The sequence below is a fragment of the Paludibaculum fermentans genome (assembly GCF_051172195.1).
GTDB lineage: Bacteria > Acidobacteriota > Terriglobia > Bryobacterales > Bryobacteraceae > Paludibaculum > Paludibaculum fermentans_A.
In genome coordinates, this window is record NZ_JBPJAQ010000002.1 from 837,201 (window position 1) to 850,787 (window position 13,587).

Annotated in this window: 13 protein-coding genes; 5 read left to right on the forward strand and 8 right to left on the reverse strand. The window is 62.3% G+C overall.

The window, feature by feature from the left end; translation table 11 throughout:
- Positions 1–157: 157 nt before the first annotated feature.
- Entirely contained in the window at positions 158–1,441 is a 1,284-nt protein-coding gene (gene serS / locus ACR9Y2_RS29980; RefSeq protein WP_435045554.1) for a serine--tRNA ligase, read from the reverse strand.
- An 81-nt stretch (positions 1,442–1,522) separates the two neighbouring features.
- Between serS and ACR9Y2_RS29985 the strand changes: the two genes are divergently transcribed.
- Both ACR9Y2_RS29985 and ACR9Y2_RS29990 read left to right on the forward strand, forming a co-directional pair.
- On the forward strand, positions 1,523–3,631 hold the full coding sequence (locus tag ACR9Y2_RS29985; RefSeq protein WP_435045555.1) for an alpha-ketoacid dehydrogenase subunit alpha/beta: 2,109 nt from the start codon (positions 1,523–1,525) through the stop codon (positions 3,629–3,631).
- 3 nt (positions 3,632–3,634) lie between these two features.
- Positions 3,635–4,399, forward strand: a complete 765-nt coding sequence (locus tag ACR9Y2_RS29990) for a hypothetical protein (RefSeq protein ID WP_435045556.1) — start codon at positions 3,635–3,637, stop codon at positions 4,397–4,399.
- Positions 4,400–4,406: 7 nt separating this feature from the next.
- On the opposite strand, the gene ACR9Y2_RS29995 is transcribed toward ACR9Y2_RS29990, so the two are convergent.
- Positions 4,407–5,663: a hypothetical protein gene (locus tag ACR9Y2_RS29995; protein WP_435045557.1), complete on the reverse strand. Its 1,257-nt coding sequence runs from the start codon at positions 5,661–5,663 to the stop codon at positions 4,407–4,409.
- A 160-nt stretch (positions 5,664–5,823) separates the two neighbouring features.
- Here ACR9Y2_RS29995 and ACR9Y2_RS30000 point away from each other — a divergent pair, with 160 nt between their 5' ends.
- Together ACR9Y2_RS30000 and ACR9Y2_RS30005 are read left to right on the forward strand one after the other, a co-directional pair.
- Positions 5,824–6,126, forward strand: a complete 303-nt coding sequence (locus ACR9Y2_RS30000; RefSeq protein WP_435045558.1) for a hypothetical protein — start codon at positions 5,824–5,826, stop codon at positions 6,124–6,126.
- Positions 6,127–6,135: 9 nt separating this feature from the next.
- The gene (locus ACR9Y2_RS30005; RefSeq protein WP_435045559.1) at positions 6,136–6,741 is read left to right on the forward strand and encodes an HAD family hydrolase; all 606 of its coding nucleotides are present in this window, start codon (positions 6,136–6,138) and stop codon (positions 6,739–6,741) included.
- 6 nt (positions 6,742–6,747) lie between these two features.
- On the opposite strand, the gene ACR9Y2_RS30010 is transcribed toward ACR9Y2_RS30005, so the two are convergent.
- From ACR9Y2_RS30010 to ACR9Y2_RS30035, 6 genes are all read right to left on the reverse strand, one after another.
- Positions 6,748–7,140, reverse strand: coding sequence for a BlaI/MecI/CopY family transcriptional regulator (locus ACR9Y2_RS30010; RefSeq protein ID WP_435045560.1), 393 nt, complete (start codon positions 7,138–7,140; stop codon positions 6,748–6,750).
- Positions 7,140–8,201 carry a 3'-5' exoribonuclease YhaM family protein gene (locus ACR9Y2_RS30015; RefSeq protein ID WP_435045561.1) on the reverse strand — a complete coding sequence of 354 codons (1,062 nt, stop codon included), beginning with the start codon at positions 8,199–8,201 and terminating at the stop codon, positions 7,140–7,142. The genes ACR9Y2_RS30010 and ACR9Y2_RS30015 overlap by 1 nt, the downstream gene beginning before the upstream one ends.
- 13 nt (positions 8,202–8,214) lie before the next feature.
- Complete coding sequence (locus ACR9Y2_RS30020) at positions 8,215–9,375, reverse strand: peptidylprolyl isomerase (RefSeq protein WP_435045562.1); 1,161 nt, start codon at positions 9,373–9,375, stop codon at positions 8,215–8,217.
- An 83-nt stretch (positions 9,376–9,458) separates the two neighbouring features.
- Positions 9,459–10,556 (reverse strand): hypothetical protein, encoded by a 1,098-nt coding sequence (locus ACR9Y2_RS30025; RefSeq protein WP_435045563.1) that lies wholly within the window; start codon positions 10,554–10,556, stop codon positions 9,459–9,461.
- 30 nt (positions 10,557–10,586) lie between these two features.
- Complete coding sequence (locus ACR9Y2_RS30030) at positions 10,587–12,542, reverse strand: M56 family metallopeptidase (protein WP_435045564.1); 1,956 nt, start codon at positions 12,540–12,542, stop codon at positions 10,587–10,589.
- On the reverse strand, positions 12,539–12,922 hold the full coding sequence (locus ACR9Y2_RS30035) for a BlaI/MecI/CopY family transcriptional regulator (protein WP_435045565.1): 384 nt from the start codon (positions 12,920–12,922) through the stop codon (positions 12,539–12,541). Before ACR9Y2_RS30035 ends, ACR9Y2_RS30030 begins: the two co-directional genes overlap by 4 nt.
- Positions 12,923–13,027: 105 nt before the next feature.
- On the opposite strand from ACR9Y2_RS30035, the gene ACR9Y2_RS30040 reads away from it, so the two are divergent.
- Complete coding sequence (locus ACR9Y2_RS30040; protein WP_435045566.1) at positions 13,028–13,534, forward strand: zf-TFIIB domain-containing protein; 507 nt, start codon at positions 13,028–13,030, stop codon at positions 13,532–13,534.
- The last annotated feature ends 53 nt before the right edge of the window (positions 13,535–13,587 follow it).

The following is a 13,587-nucleotide window of genomic DNA, read 5'->3' on the forward strand; positions in this document are numbered from 1 at the left end:
CCTCCTCGTCTGTCTCTGGCTGGATCTCTCCGGCCGCAAAAAACATAGACAGGCCAGGACGGCAGGTGCTCGCCGCGCGGGGCTCAGGTTTAGGTAACTATATGTGGCGAAACAACTTGACGGTCAGAAAATAAAAACCGCGAACCTGTGACCGCCTTTATGCCAGAGCGCCATTGGCGGCGATCTTCTCGGCATTCAGGTAGGGCCGCAGCGCCTCCGGCAGTACGACACTGCCATCGGACTGCTGGTAGTTCTCGACGATCGCCACCCACGTGCGGCCCACGGCCAGGCCGCTGCCGTTCAGCGTGTGGGCGAACTCGCTCTTGCCCTTCGCCATCTTGCAGCGGATGCCGGCGCGGCGCGCCTGGAAGCTCTCGAAGTTCGAACAGGACGAAATCTCACGGTATGCATTCTGGCCCGGCATCCAGACTTCCAGGTCATAGGTCTTGGCCGAAGAGAAGCCCATATCCCCGGTGCACAACAGCATCCGGCGATACGGCAGCCCCAGCTTCTCCAGAACCTGCTCCGCGCTGGCGGTCAGATTCTCGAGTTCCACATGGCTTTGATCCGGCCGGGCGAAGTTAACTAACTCTACCTTCTGGAACTGATGCTGCCGGATGATGCCGCGCACGTCCCTGCCATGGCTGCCGGCTTCCGCCCGGAAACAGGGCGTAAAGGCGCAGTACCGGATGGGGAGCTGATCGCCCTCCAGCGTTTCGTCGCGGTAGATGTTCGTCACCGGCACTTCCGCCGTCGGAATCAGCCAGAAATCCGAGTTCTCCAGCTTGAACAGGTCGTCAGCGAACTTCGGCAGTTGGCCCGTCCCAAACAGGCTGGCCGAGTTCACCATGAACGGCGGCAGGACTTCGGTATAACCATGCTCCCTGGTATGCAGGTCGAGCATGAAGTTGATCAGGGCCCGCTCCAGTTTCGCGCCGGCGCCCATGTAGATGGCAAACCGCGCACCGGTGATCTTGGCGGCCCGCTCGAAGTCCAGAACGCCCAGGGCTGTACCCAGGTCCCAATGCGCTTTGGGTTCGAATTCGAATTTGGTGGGCGCGCCCCAGCTCTTCACTTCCACGTTGTCATCGGCGCTGGCGCCAACGGGTACGCTCTCGTGCGGCAGGTTAGGGATGCTGGATAGCCGTTGCCGGAAGTCCTCGTCGATCGCCTTGACCTGCTCCTCGAGTTGGGCACCGCGCTCGCCCATGGCGCGTACCTTCGCCTGCAGTTCAGACGTGTCCTGCCCGGCTTTCTTCAGCTTGCCGATCTCCATGCTCTCGGAGTTGCGCTGGGCCTTCAGCTGCTCCGACTCCGTCAGCGCCGCGCGGCGCTGCGTGTCGATCTGGCGAAACTCTTCAACGTCCAGTTTGTAGCCCCGGTCCGCCAGCCGCGCGGCGACAGCGTCCAGGTTGGCCCGGAATGATGCTAAATCATGCATAGGAAATCACATTGTACCCCCTCGCCGGTTTTTTCCAGCGGCGGGAAGCGGGGTAAACTGACTGAAGGGAGGCAAGCAGCAATGGCGACAACCGACAGCACCGCTGTGTCCGTTCGGCAAAATGTAGACCGCTATCACGGTCTGGACCGCGACCAATTGCAACGCGCCTTCCGCCTGATGCAAACCTCGCGCCGCCTGGACGACCGCGAGGTCATGCTCAAGCGCCAGAACCGCATCTTCTTTCAAATCAGCGGCGCAGGCCACGAAGCCATTCAGACGGCCACCGCCCTGGCTCTCCGTCCCAGTTACGACTGGTTCCACCTTTACTATCGCGATCGGGCCCTGGCGCTGGCCCTGGGCGTCACGCCGGAGATGATGCTGCTCCAAAGCGTGGGCGCCGCGGCCGATACCGCCTCGGGCGGCCGCCAGATGCCGTCCCATTGGAGCTCGCCGGAACTCCACATCTTCACCGGATCCTCGCCCACCGGCACCCAGTTCCTGCACGCCGTCGGTTGCGCCGAGGCGGGCCGCTACCTGCGTCCCGAATCAGATGAGTTGACCCTGGTGACTACCGGCGAAGGCGCCACCAGCGAAGGCGAGTTCTGGGAATCGCTCAATGCCGTCTGCCTGAACCGCCTGCCTGTCCTCTATGTTATTGAAGACAATGGCTATGCCATCTCCGTGCCGGTGGAAAAGCAGACTGCCGGCGGCAACCTTTCCCGCCTCGTCTCCGGCTTTCCCGGACTTCTTCGTATCGAATGCGACGGCAATGACTTCCTCGCCTCCTATGCCGCCATCCAGGAAGCCGCGGCCTACATCCGGGCCGGCCACGGACCAGCCATGGTCCATGCGCACTGCACCCGGCCTTACTCGCACTCCCTTTCCGACGACGAACGACTTTATAAGACCAAGGCCGAGCGTGAGGCGGAAGCCGCCAACGACCCCATCATCAACTTCCCGCGCTTCCTCATCTCCGAAAACCTGATGGAGGAAGTCACCTATAAGCGGATCTGTCATGAGGTGGACCTCGAGATCGCAGAGATCACTGAGCGCGTCCTCAAGGCCGAACCGCCCGCCAAGTCCTCTGCCTGCCTCTACTTATACTCGCCGGACATCGATCCCACCAGTGAGCAGTTCGACACCGATCCGCAGTGTGCCGGTGAGCCGCGCACCATGGTCGACGAGATCAACCTGACTCTCGCGGAAGAGATGTCTCGCAATCCGAACATTGTGCTGTTCGGCGAAGATGTCGCCGACTGCAGCCGCGAGGAGAACCTGCGTGAAGTGAAGGGCAAGGGCGGCGTCTTCAAAGCCACCTTCGGACTCCAGGCCAAGTTCGGATCGCGCCGCGTCTTCAATACGCCCATCGCCGAGGCGGCCATCCTGGGCCGTTCCATCGGGATGTCGTCGCGCGGTATGAAGCCGGTCTGCGAGATTCAATTTTTTGATTACATATGGCCCGCTATGATGCAGATTCGGGACGAGATGGCCAATGTGCGCTGGCGCTCATATAATGGCTGGAAGTGCCCGGCTGTCATTCGTGTCGCCATTGGCGGCTACCTCAATGGGGGCGCCGTCTATCATAGCCAGTGCGGCGAAGTGGCCTTCACCCATATTCCCGGGCTACGGGTGGTGTTTCCCTCCAACGCCCTGGATGCCTGCGGCCTGCTACGCACCGCCATCCGCTGCGACGATCCCGTTCTTTTTCTGGAACATAAGCGACTATATCGCGAGCCTTACAATAGGTCTCCACACCCCGGTTCCGACTTCACCATTCCGTTCGGCAAGGCACGCGTGGTCAAGCCGGGCCACCACCTCACGATCCTGACCTACGGCATGACCGTCCAGAAGTCATTGCTGGCTTCCACTTTCATTGAGCAGAAGCACCCGGAGAAGTCGGTCGAGGTCATCGACTTGCGCTCGCTGGCGCCCTACGACTGGGAGGGCATCCGGCAGTCGGTGGAGAAGACCAATCGTGTCCTGATCGTCCACGAAGATTGCCTCAGCTTCGGCTATGGGGCCGAGATCGCCGCCCGCATTGCCGGTGAACTGTTCGAGCACCTGGATGCCCCGGTCGCCCGCGTGGCCGCGCTGGACACCTGGGTGGGCTATCATCCTGACCTGGAAGACGAAATCCTGCCCCAGACGGAAGATATCCAACGCGAAGCCGAGCGCCTGTTAGCCTACTGAGGTATGCGCCGGGCGCTGTGCCTGCTGTTCCTGCTTTCCACCATGCCGCCCGTTGAGGCGAAGCTGAAGAGCCGCATTTTCCACCGCCGTAGCGGCGGATTCTCCGTGCGGCGCCGTTTGTTCACCAGTCCGCTGATCACCGATCCCGGAAACGTCGACCTGGAGTTCAGCGGCGCCTTCGATATCAACACCTCCTACACCCTGCCCGCCACGCTCAAGTACACTCCAGACCACTGGCAGACGGAGTTCAGTGCCGGCGTGGATTCCATCGCCAGCGTCGTCGACGACACCTCCGGCCGAGCCACCCACTTCAGCGACCACGTAAACCTGGCCGCCACCACGGCTTTTCGAGCGGGCGAGAACTTCAGTTGGGCAATCGCCCCGACCGCGGCCGTGTTCCTGCGCGGCGAGTCAGGCTCTCGTCTAGGCGGAGCGCTCTACGGTCGCTATGACCGTGGATCCAATACTTTCAGTGGTGGTTCTTCATGGAATGGTGCAACTAAGAGTTCGCCCACCAACCCGGCCGGGACGCTGGATCTGAATGCCGGTTACGGACGCAAGATCCGGAAGCTCACGGCGTACGGGAATGTGCAGTGGGAACGCTCGACGGGCATCGCCGCCTTCTATTCGCTCTTCGAAGGTGTGGAATATGAACTGAGCGACCGGTTTGCGATCGACCTCTCCGGAGCGCACTATGGCCTCCGCAGCGGCACGCTCGACAATCAGGTCGTGCTGGGCTTAACGTACACGCTCTACAAGCGGCGCTGACCGCCGGCTACTTCTCGCCGGTGATCCGCCACTTCATCTTCAACCCCGGTGGAATCTGTCCTTTACGCGCGTCCCATTCAAGATAACCTTCACCGGTCTGGACCTTGCGCACCAGCACTTCCATGCGGGGCCGGCCGCCCGCCTGGAAGGTCGGGTTGAGTTTCCGGGTCTGCTGGATCAATCCAGCGACGGGGCTCGTCTCCGCCAGAGTCGCATTTAACGGAACACTCTCGCCTCCGAGTTCGAGCGCGTCGAAGGTGAGTCCAATCTGGTAAGTAGGGTAGGGAATGGCTCGCTTCTCCACCTGCACTACCTGGCCACGGACGACCGTCCCCTGCGGCACCAGCATCTTCTCACCCAACCTCAAATCTCGGGACAAGCTGGCGCGCACGGGCTGACCGACGGTTGCCGAAGAGAGATTCAATCCTTCTTCGAGAGACAGTTCGAGAATGGCTCCGGAAGGCAGGGTGAGAACCTCGTGGCGCTTCGGCGCAATCTCGATCTCCGGGGCCGCGAAGCTCAGCGTGGACTCCGTCTGGAAGCGGCGGCATCCGTTCACCAGGATGCGGTTCACATTCTCCAGGCCGTCGGTGGTGATCACGCTGGCGGTTGTCTGGACGGGCAGCAGGATGGATTCGGACCCGATCGACATGCGGCCGTAGATGAGCGTGGTTTTGGCTTCGGAGAGGCCCAGATGCTCCGGGATGTCGAAGGCCTGGACCTCGACTCGCAGCAGGTCCAGCGAGTCGGCATGGATCCAGAAGCTGCCCTGATAGCCGGTTTTGGCCTCGGCATTGCCGCTGCGCAGCATGTAGTTGCTGCCGGCCGGATCGACGTCGAAATCGTACTCATGCGCGGGCTTTCCAGGCCGTTCGTTCAGCCCCTGGTACTTGTACATCGTTTTGGAGGTATTCAGGATCTGGCGCGTAAAGAGGGCGAAGCGGCCCGTACTGACAAAGCCGGAGCCGATCACCTCGGCCAGTGACTTTCCATAGAACTCCTTGGCCCCCGGCCGGCCGTAGAGTTCCCGGTCGCCGGTGACAGCGACATCCACGCGGAAGGTGTCGATGCGCTGCAGTTCGCGGTCGGCCGAAGCCCGGCCAATGCGCTCAATGGTTTGGGAGCAAACGTAATCGGGCAGACGCCGCTGCTCGCCTTCCATGCGTTCCAGGAAGCGGTCGAAGAGACCCTCGGGAGCCTGTTGCGCGAAGGAGTTGCAGCGAAGACCCAGTAGGAGAACCACACCAGCCACGATGCGGAGCATGGAAGACAGTATAGGCTCGATTGTTGGGATCGCAACCGTTGATTTCGCGCTGCCTCCCTCCTGTGACTTCGTAGGGCCGCTTAACGAATTGCAGTTAATCTCGCTAAGAACGTCAACCTTTTGGCCAGACTCTCGTTGAAGACGGCAGGAGGCAAGTTCGATGAAGGCCTTAATTCTGACCCTCACCATAACAGCCCTGGCGGCCACAGCCGGGGCGCAGACGATTGGGCAGCGCGAACGCAACCAGCAGCAGCGCATTGCCCAGGGTGTACGCTCCGGATCACTGACTCCCCGGGAGACAGCGCGCCTGGAGCGGGAAGAGGCCCGCACCCGGGCCATTGTGCACCGCGACCGTGTGGACGGCGGTGGGATGACGGCAGCCGAGCGCACCCGCGCGCAGAGCCGCCTGAATCGCACCTCGCAGGATATTGCCCGGCTGAAGCATAACGGCCGGGGCCGCTAAAATGGTTGGGTGATCCGAACCGTTATCTTTGACCTGGGCCGGGTACTGGTCCCTTTTGATTTCCAGCGCGGCTATCGCGCCATGAGTGAGTACTGCGGCCTGCCGCCCGAGGAGATTCGCGCGCGCCTCGGGCGGGGCAGCCTGGTAAATGGGTTCGAATCCGGCGAGTTCGACGGGGCGGAGTTTGTTCGCCGCGTCTCCGGGCTGCTGGAAACCGAGATCTCCTACGACCGGTTTTCCGAGTTCTGGAGCTCCATCTTCCTGCCCGAAACCCTGATCCCCGAGAGCATGGTGGAAGGCATCCGCCGTGGTTACCGCACCGTCCTGCTATCCAATACAAATCCAATCCACTTCCAGATGCTGAGTGAGACTTACCCCATCCTCAGGCACTTTGACGCGTACGTGCTGAGCCACGAGGTGAAGGCGATGAAGCCGCAGCCGCGGATCTACGCGGCAGCCATTGAGCAGGCGCAATGCGCGGCGCAGGAATGTTTCTTTACGGATGATGTGGCGGAGTATGTGGAAGGCGCGAAACTTGCCGGCATCGATGCCGTACAGTTTCAGAATCACGCCCAGATCGAAGCAGAGCTGCGAGGACGCGGCGTGAACTGGTAGCAGGCGCTAGAGCAGCGCTGCGTCGAGACGCTCTGGCTCTTCCGATGGAGTTTCGGGGACGGCCGGCTTGGGCGCGCCACCGTTGAGGTACACGCGCAAGCCGCCTTCCGAACCCTCGAACAGGGCGTTCACCAGTTCGTTGACGGCGAGGCGGCGCACCTCGTCTTTCGAGACCAGCGGCGTGTAAACAAACGACCGGCCGTTTTTGCGCCGGCTGAGTAGCTGTTTGCGCGTCAGCCGGTCGAGCATGGTCATCACCGTTGTGTAGGCCAGTGGTTTGCCGGGCGCCAGTTTGTCGCGGACAGACTGGACGTTGGCTTCACCCAGGCTCCACAGCGCGTTCAGGCACTGCAGTTCCAGGGGTGGTGGGATTTCGCGGGCCGTTCTTCTCCGCTGCACTAAGATTCCTCGCTGAACAATCCTTGCAGCGCCTTCATCTTCTCGCCCATCACAGTACCCTGTTTCGCCGGCGCGGCGGCCTTCACCGCCTGGGGTTTGGGAGCCGGACCGTTCAGGTACTTGCGCTTGTCGAGAATACTGCGCTCCAAGGCAGCATTGTATCCAGTCCAGTCGCCCGGTGTGGCCTTGTCCCGTTCCAGGGAAGCGCGCATGGTTTCCATCTTGGAATCGAGATTGTCGAGATGGTGCAGCAGCAGTGCCTCGGGGAACACCGGCAGCTTCGGGCTGCCGTACTCCAGTTGCCCGTGGTGGCTGAGAATCATGTGCTCCAGAAGATTGCGCAGCTTGGGCGGGAAGCCGGCCGGCAGCTTCTCGCCGATGAGGCGCAGCGCGATCTGCATGTGGCCCAGCAGGCCGCCTTCCGTGGTATAGCCGAAGCTGCGCGCATAGCAGAGTTCCGTCACTTTTCCGATGTCGTGCAGGATCGCGCCGCTGAGCAGCAGATCCTCGTCGAGGTTCGGATAGTGGGTCACCATGAAGCGTGCCAGCGAGCACAGGCTGAGCACGTGCTCAATCAGCCCGCCCAGCCAGGCATGGTGAATCGCCTTGGCCGCCGGAGCCGTTTTAAACGCAGAAGCGACCGCCTGATCAGCGAAGATCGCCTCCAGCAGCGCTTTGAGGTGCGGGTTGCGCATCGACGCAATGATTGCGTGCAACTCAGCCAGCATCTCGTCCGGATCGCGTTGCGATGCCGGCAGGAAGTCAGCCAGTTTGACCTCTGAATCCTGAACGCGCTGCAGCGAGTAAACCGTCAGCTGCATCCGGTTCTGGTAGAGCTGTGTCTCGCCCTTGACGCGGATGAAATCGTCGCGATCGAAGGTCTCCATGACCCCCGGGACGTTATCCCACATCTTGGCGTCAATATCGCCGGTGCGATCCATCAGGACCAGGGAGAGGTAAGGCTCTCCGGTCTTCTTCTGACGGACGTCCTTGGCCTGGACGAGAAAAATGCTCTGCACACTCTGGCCGGGGGCCAGTTCGTTTACCGCGGGACCCTTCATCGTGTTGCGCTACCTACTTGCTGCTGGACACACCGGTGGTGCCGACATTCGTGCCGGGGACCGGGAAGGCCCACAGCAGGCGCCGGGTGCGAATCTGCGCCGCGACTTCAGTCTTATCCACGGTCTCGGCCTTCAACAGCGCGGCATTCTCCCAGCGGGTGTCCTTGCCCGGAGCGGCGCCGGTATCGACGGCATCGTCGCGCAGTTCGAGGAACGCGCTGCGGCGCAGTTCCGTCAGATATTCGCGCACTTTGGGCGCCATGCGGGCCCCGGCGATGCGTTCCTTGATTTCGTTCTCGACATCCTCCAGCGCGGCCTGGCCTTCCTTGAAGTGCTCTTCCACGCGCAGGATTTCCCAGCCCGCGCCCACGCGGATGGGGTCGCTCACAAAGCCCTTGGGCTTCTCCCAGACTGCGTTGATGATCTCGGCGCTGAGGTCAGCCTTCTCCCAGCCGCCCAGGTCGCCGCCCTGCTTGGCGGTTGCGGCTTCGGAGTTGTCGCGGATCAGGTCAGGGAACCGCTCCCCTTTACGGGCGCGGGCGACCAGGTCTTTGGCCTTCTTTTCAGCGGCCGCCTTACCGGCCTCGTCCTTGCCTTCGGTGCTGACCAAGATTTCACGCAGGAACACTCGTTCCTTGCGAACGAAGCTGGTCTTGTTCTTGTTGTAGTAGTCCTCGATCTCGGCGTGCGGGATGTTGACCTTGCTATAGACTTCCTGGCCGACCACACGCTGCGTCAGCATCTGGTTGGTGGTCTCGGCCTTGAAATCCTCATAGGTCATGCCCGTCGCTTCGCGGACGTACTGCTGGAACTTGTCAGGATCCGCGAGCTTGGTTTCCGCCTGAAGACCGGCGATGTACTTGGACACTTCGGCGTCGACATTGATGTTCAACTCCTTGGCGCGCTGCACCAGCAGGAGGTTGTCGATTCTGTCGCGCAGGACATCCTTCTCGCCCTGTTTCAGGGCCTCTTCGATCTGTTGCGGCGTGGCGCCTCGCGCTTTGAGCGCGACAGCGGCGTCCTTCTTGGCGCGTTCGAGGTCCGCCTTGGTGACAATGTCGCCGTTCACTTTGGCGAGGATCACCTCGACAGTGGATACGTCTGCGGCCATGGCCGGAAGAAGTCCGGCGAAACCCAGGCACAGAGCAAAGGCACAAATCCTCATGTATCCCATTATGGCTGAGGGATCCCCCTTACCGCACGCCGCGCTGGAACGCGATTTCCTTAGAAGCGCTTCATGTGACGGCGCGTCCGGATTCACTCCACCCCGTGGACGCGCAATTTCGCGATCTGGGAGGCGCTGAGGTTCTTCATGCCCGACTCCTTCAACTTGCGCAGGTAGGCGCCGTTCACGCCTTGCGTGCACAGTTCGCTGAGTTCCCTCGGCGAGAAGGAGTAGCCCAGGTCGTGAGCCTCGCGGATGAACTCCGTGGAGACTCCGCGCATGCGCAGCTCGGTAATGTCCCGCGCTGGCAGCGAAGCATAACCGGAGTCCTTGAGTCCCTTCAAATACTGCGGCGAGACGCCGTGGATGCGCAGCTCCTTCAGGTCGCCGGCTTCGGGGCGCAGACCGTAGGATTTCAGGTCGCGCAGATAGTCGGAGCTGACGCCGTGAATCCGCAGTTCGGTGATTTGCCGCGTGGCCAGGTCGTACCCGGCCGCCTTCAATTCCCTGGCAAATTCCGCCGGGACGCCATGGATGCGCAGTTCGGTGATATCGCCCGCCGGGAGGTTGTAGCCGGCCCGTTGCAGATCGCGCAGATACTCAGTGTTCACGCCATGGATGCGGAGCTGGGTGTAGTCGCGGGCGTTGAAATCACGATAGCCGGCCTCGCGCGCTTCGCGGATATACTCGCCGGTCACGCCGTGTGTGCGCAGCTCGATCAACTGTTTGGTCGATGCGCCCAGTCCGGCGTCCTTCACTTCGCGGGCGAAGTCCAGGGTCACCTCGGAGAGCATGATCGCAAACAGGTCGTTGCTATCGGGTTCGTCGTACCCCATCTCCCGCAGGCGCGACGCGAAGTTGGGATTCGGCGCGAAGGTAAAGCTACCGGAGCCCCGGCCAAACGTGAAACTGCCTTCGCACTGCAGCTCACCGGCATCCTGCACGAAGCTGAACTTCACTTTGCCGCCGCGATCGAACGAGGTCTGGGTGAAGCCGCGGAAACTGGTGAGGGGGTAAGGCCGGCTATTGCTCCAGTGATTGCCCTCCTTCCAGCGCTCGACGGTGAATTGCACCTCGTCGGAGCGGTCGGTCCGGTGCATCTTCCAGCCATGCTTCAGGTCCTGTCCGAGCATGGCTACGCCGGCCAGTAGCAGCGCCGCCGCTACCAGCATTGCGGTTACGTATTTCATGGGGTCTCTCCTGTGTATGAAGGGAGCGAACTAGATGACACCCGCCTGCTTCAGCTTGATGATCTGGCGGAGTGAGAGATTGGGGCCGTATTTGCGGGCCTCGCGCAGATCGCCGGCGCGCAGGCCATTGTTGCGGGCTTCGATGATTTCGCGCAGTTCCAGGCGGGCGAAGCCGGTGTCCTTCAAATCCTGGAAGAACTGCGCCCGCACGCCCTGCTGGTGCAATTCAATGCACTGCCGGGTGCTGTAAGGACCGAAACCGAGTGCGTGAATTTCCCGGACTTCTTCCAGTTTGACGCCCTGCTGGCGCAGTTCGATCACCTCGCGGATGGTGAGGTCGCGGACGCCGATGTCCTTGCAGCGGGCCAGAAATTCCGGAGAGACGCCCTGGTTCCTAAGTTCAGTGATCTGTCGCGTGGCGAGCTTACCCCAGCCGGCGCGGCTGATGCCGAGAATGTAGTCGGCCGTGACGCCCTGGTTCTTCAGGTCGATGATCTCGTCGACGGGCAGGTCGCCATAGCCGGCGGCTACCAGCGCGGCGAGCAGCGATCCTTTGGCACCGGCAGGCGGCATAGGGGGCATTGGCGGCGAAGCCATTCCGCGCGGAGCGGCCGGAGGAGCAGGCGCCGGGCCCGGTGAGGAAGGAGGAGCCGGCGAAGGGCTGGGCGTTATCGGCGCCATGGCCAGCTCAGGCAACTCCGCCAGGGCCGCACGCGGAGCCGGAGACGGCGCCGCGGCCGGATCAAATACGCGGTAAGCGGTGGGGGCTTCCGGTGCCAGCGCCGGCAGGGGTGACTGCGGGTTCGGATAGGCTGCCCGGACAGCCCTCGGCGTACCGGGAGCCCGCGGTGAGGACGAGGCCATTGGCGCGACAGGAGGGGCAGGCGGCGCGGGCGCTTCGTCCGAAGCGAACGCGAACCAGTGAGGAGCCTGCGCGGAAGCCATGACCATGCCGCCCAGCACTAGGCCGCACAGGATGGCGGGCACCACCGAGGCGCGGGCCGTGAAGTGGCGGTCGCGCCGCAACAGCATCTCGACGCGTTCCCCCAGGTTCGAAGCGCGTGTCGCCATACCGGTGGCCAGCATGGCGCGGCGGCGAGTCCAGCAGATTTCGAACAGGCGGGCCAGGCAGGCGGCGTACGGGCGCGCCTCTCCTGTCATGGAGACCACCCAGTCATCACAGGCGATTTCGCGTTCCCGCTCGATTTGCCGCAGGATCCAGGCCGCGGCCGGATGCAGCATCAGGAAGGCGGAGGCGACCTGGCCGGCCAGATTCGTCCAGTCGTCGCGCCGCTCCAGGTGAGCGAGTTCGTGGAGCACGACCTGGTCGAGCTCCTGAGCGGAGAAGGCTTCCAGGACACGGCCGGGCAAAATCACAGCCGGATGCACAAAGCCCGCGGCCATCGGCGACGCGACTTCGTCCGAGATCATCAGCTTGACGTCCCGGCCGACGCGCGATTGCATCAGCCATTCGTCAAAGTTCAGCTTCAACTCCAGGGCGGCCTTCGACGACCGTTTCTTCACCTGGCGCAGGTAAGAGTAGCTCCAGACAATGCGGCTCAGTTGTACAGTCAGGCCCAGCAACCAGAGGCCTGCCACGAGAAGCGGCCAGTATCCCGTGCGGACTTCGACCGGAGCCAGCGGTTGGCGCGGAAGGGGGTTGGCGGAATAGGAGTAGGCTGCCGGTGCGACCGTGAGATCAGGCGGATTGGAGAAGCGTTCGAGGGGGCGGAACTGCTCGGCATTGAGAGGCTCGCTCTGCCAGGCCCTGAAATGCTGGACGGCGGATGGCGCGACGGGCAACAGGGCGACCACGCCCAGCACGCCCCACCACACCAGGTGACGGGTCGCCGCGTTCAGGCCGGGCAGGAACTTCATCGCCACCCAGGTAACCAAAACGACGGTGGCCGCCTGCCACAGGCTATTGACGATGGCGGCGAGCGCAGCGGCCGAGGCCCCATTCAGCAGGTCCAATCCCTCTTTCATTTCGCATCCTCCGCGATCAGCTTCCGGATCCTTCCTAATTCCCTGGCCGTCAGGTCTTCATCGTTGAGCACGTTCAGGACCAGCAACTCCGGTGAGTTCCGGAAAAACCGGCTCACCAGGTAGCGCACCGCGTGGCGGCCGGCTTCGTCGCGGCCCACCAGCGGCTCATAGACAAAGGCGCGTCCCTCGACTGGCTTGACGTGCAGGAGAAAGCCTTTGTCCTCGAGGATTCGCATGGTGGTGAGCACGGTATTGTAGGCGAGCCCCAGTTCTTTGAGTGCCTCAGCCACGTCCGAGACAGTGCACGGGCCACGATCCCAGATGACATCCATCAGCCGGAGTTCGGCTTCGGTAAGATTCGGTGATCGTTTTCTGGCCAACCTGGACGCTCCTACAACTAAGGAATTAAGTGACAGTATTATTTGTAGAGCAGATCCGTTGCGGGGTCAACTAAAGAATTAAGAGTTTACACGGGGAGTTGTTCGATGAACTGCAAGAACTGCGGAGGTGCGCTGCGGTTGGAGGCGATCGGTGAGGCACTGGCCTGCGACTTCTGCCACACGCTGGTCTATCCGGAGCCGAACTCGGAAGGCGTGCGCATTTTTGACGCCGGCACTGGTGAGAGTTGCCCGGTGTGCCGCCAGGAGTTGAAGCACGCGTCCTACCTGGGCAAGCGCCTGGGTTACTGCACCAATTGCCTGGGGATGCTGCTGGACCTGGATTCGTTCGGTGCGCTGGTCCAGATTGTCAGGGCCCGCCGCGACATCCTGCCGGAGCCGCCCCGTCCGCTGGACCCCACGGAGTTGGAGCGCAACATCGACTGTCCCCGCTGTCATGAGCGCATGGACACCCACCCCTACGCGGGTCCGGGCAACATCGTCATCGACAATTGCCCGGACTGCCGGTTGAACTGGCTAGACCACAACGAACTGCGGCGGGTGACCACGGCTCCCGACACGCAGATGAACCCCGACGCCTGGTTAGCGCCGTAAAGAGCCGATCGCTGCCAGCTATTCGGATGCAGCGGAGGCTCTGCAATCGCCCC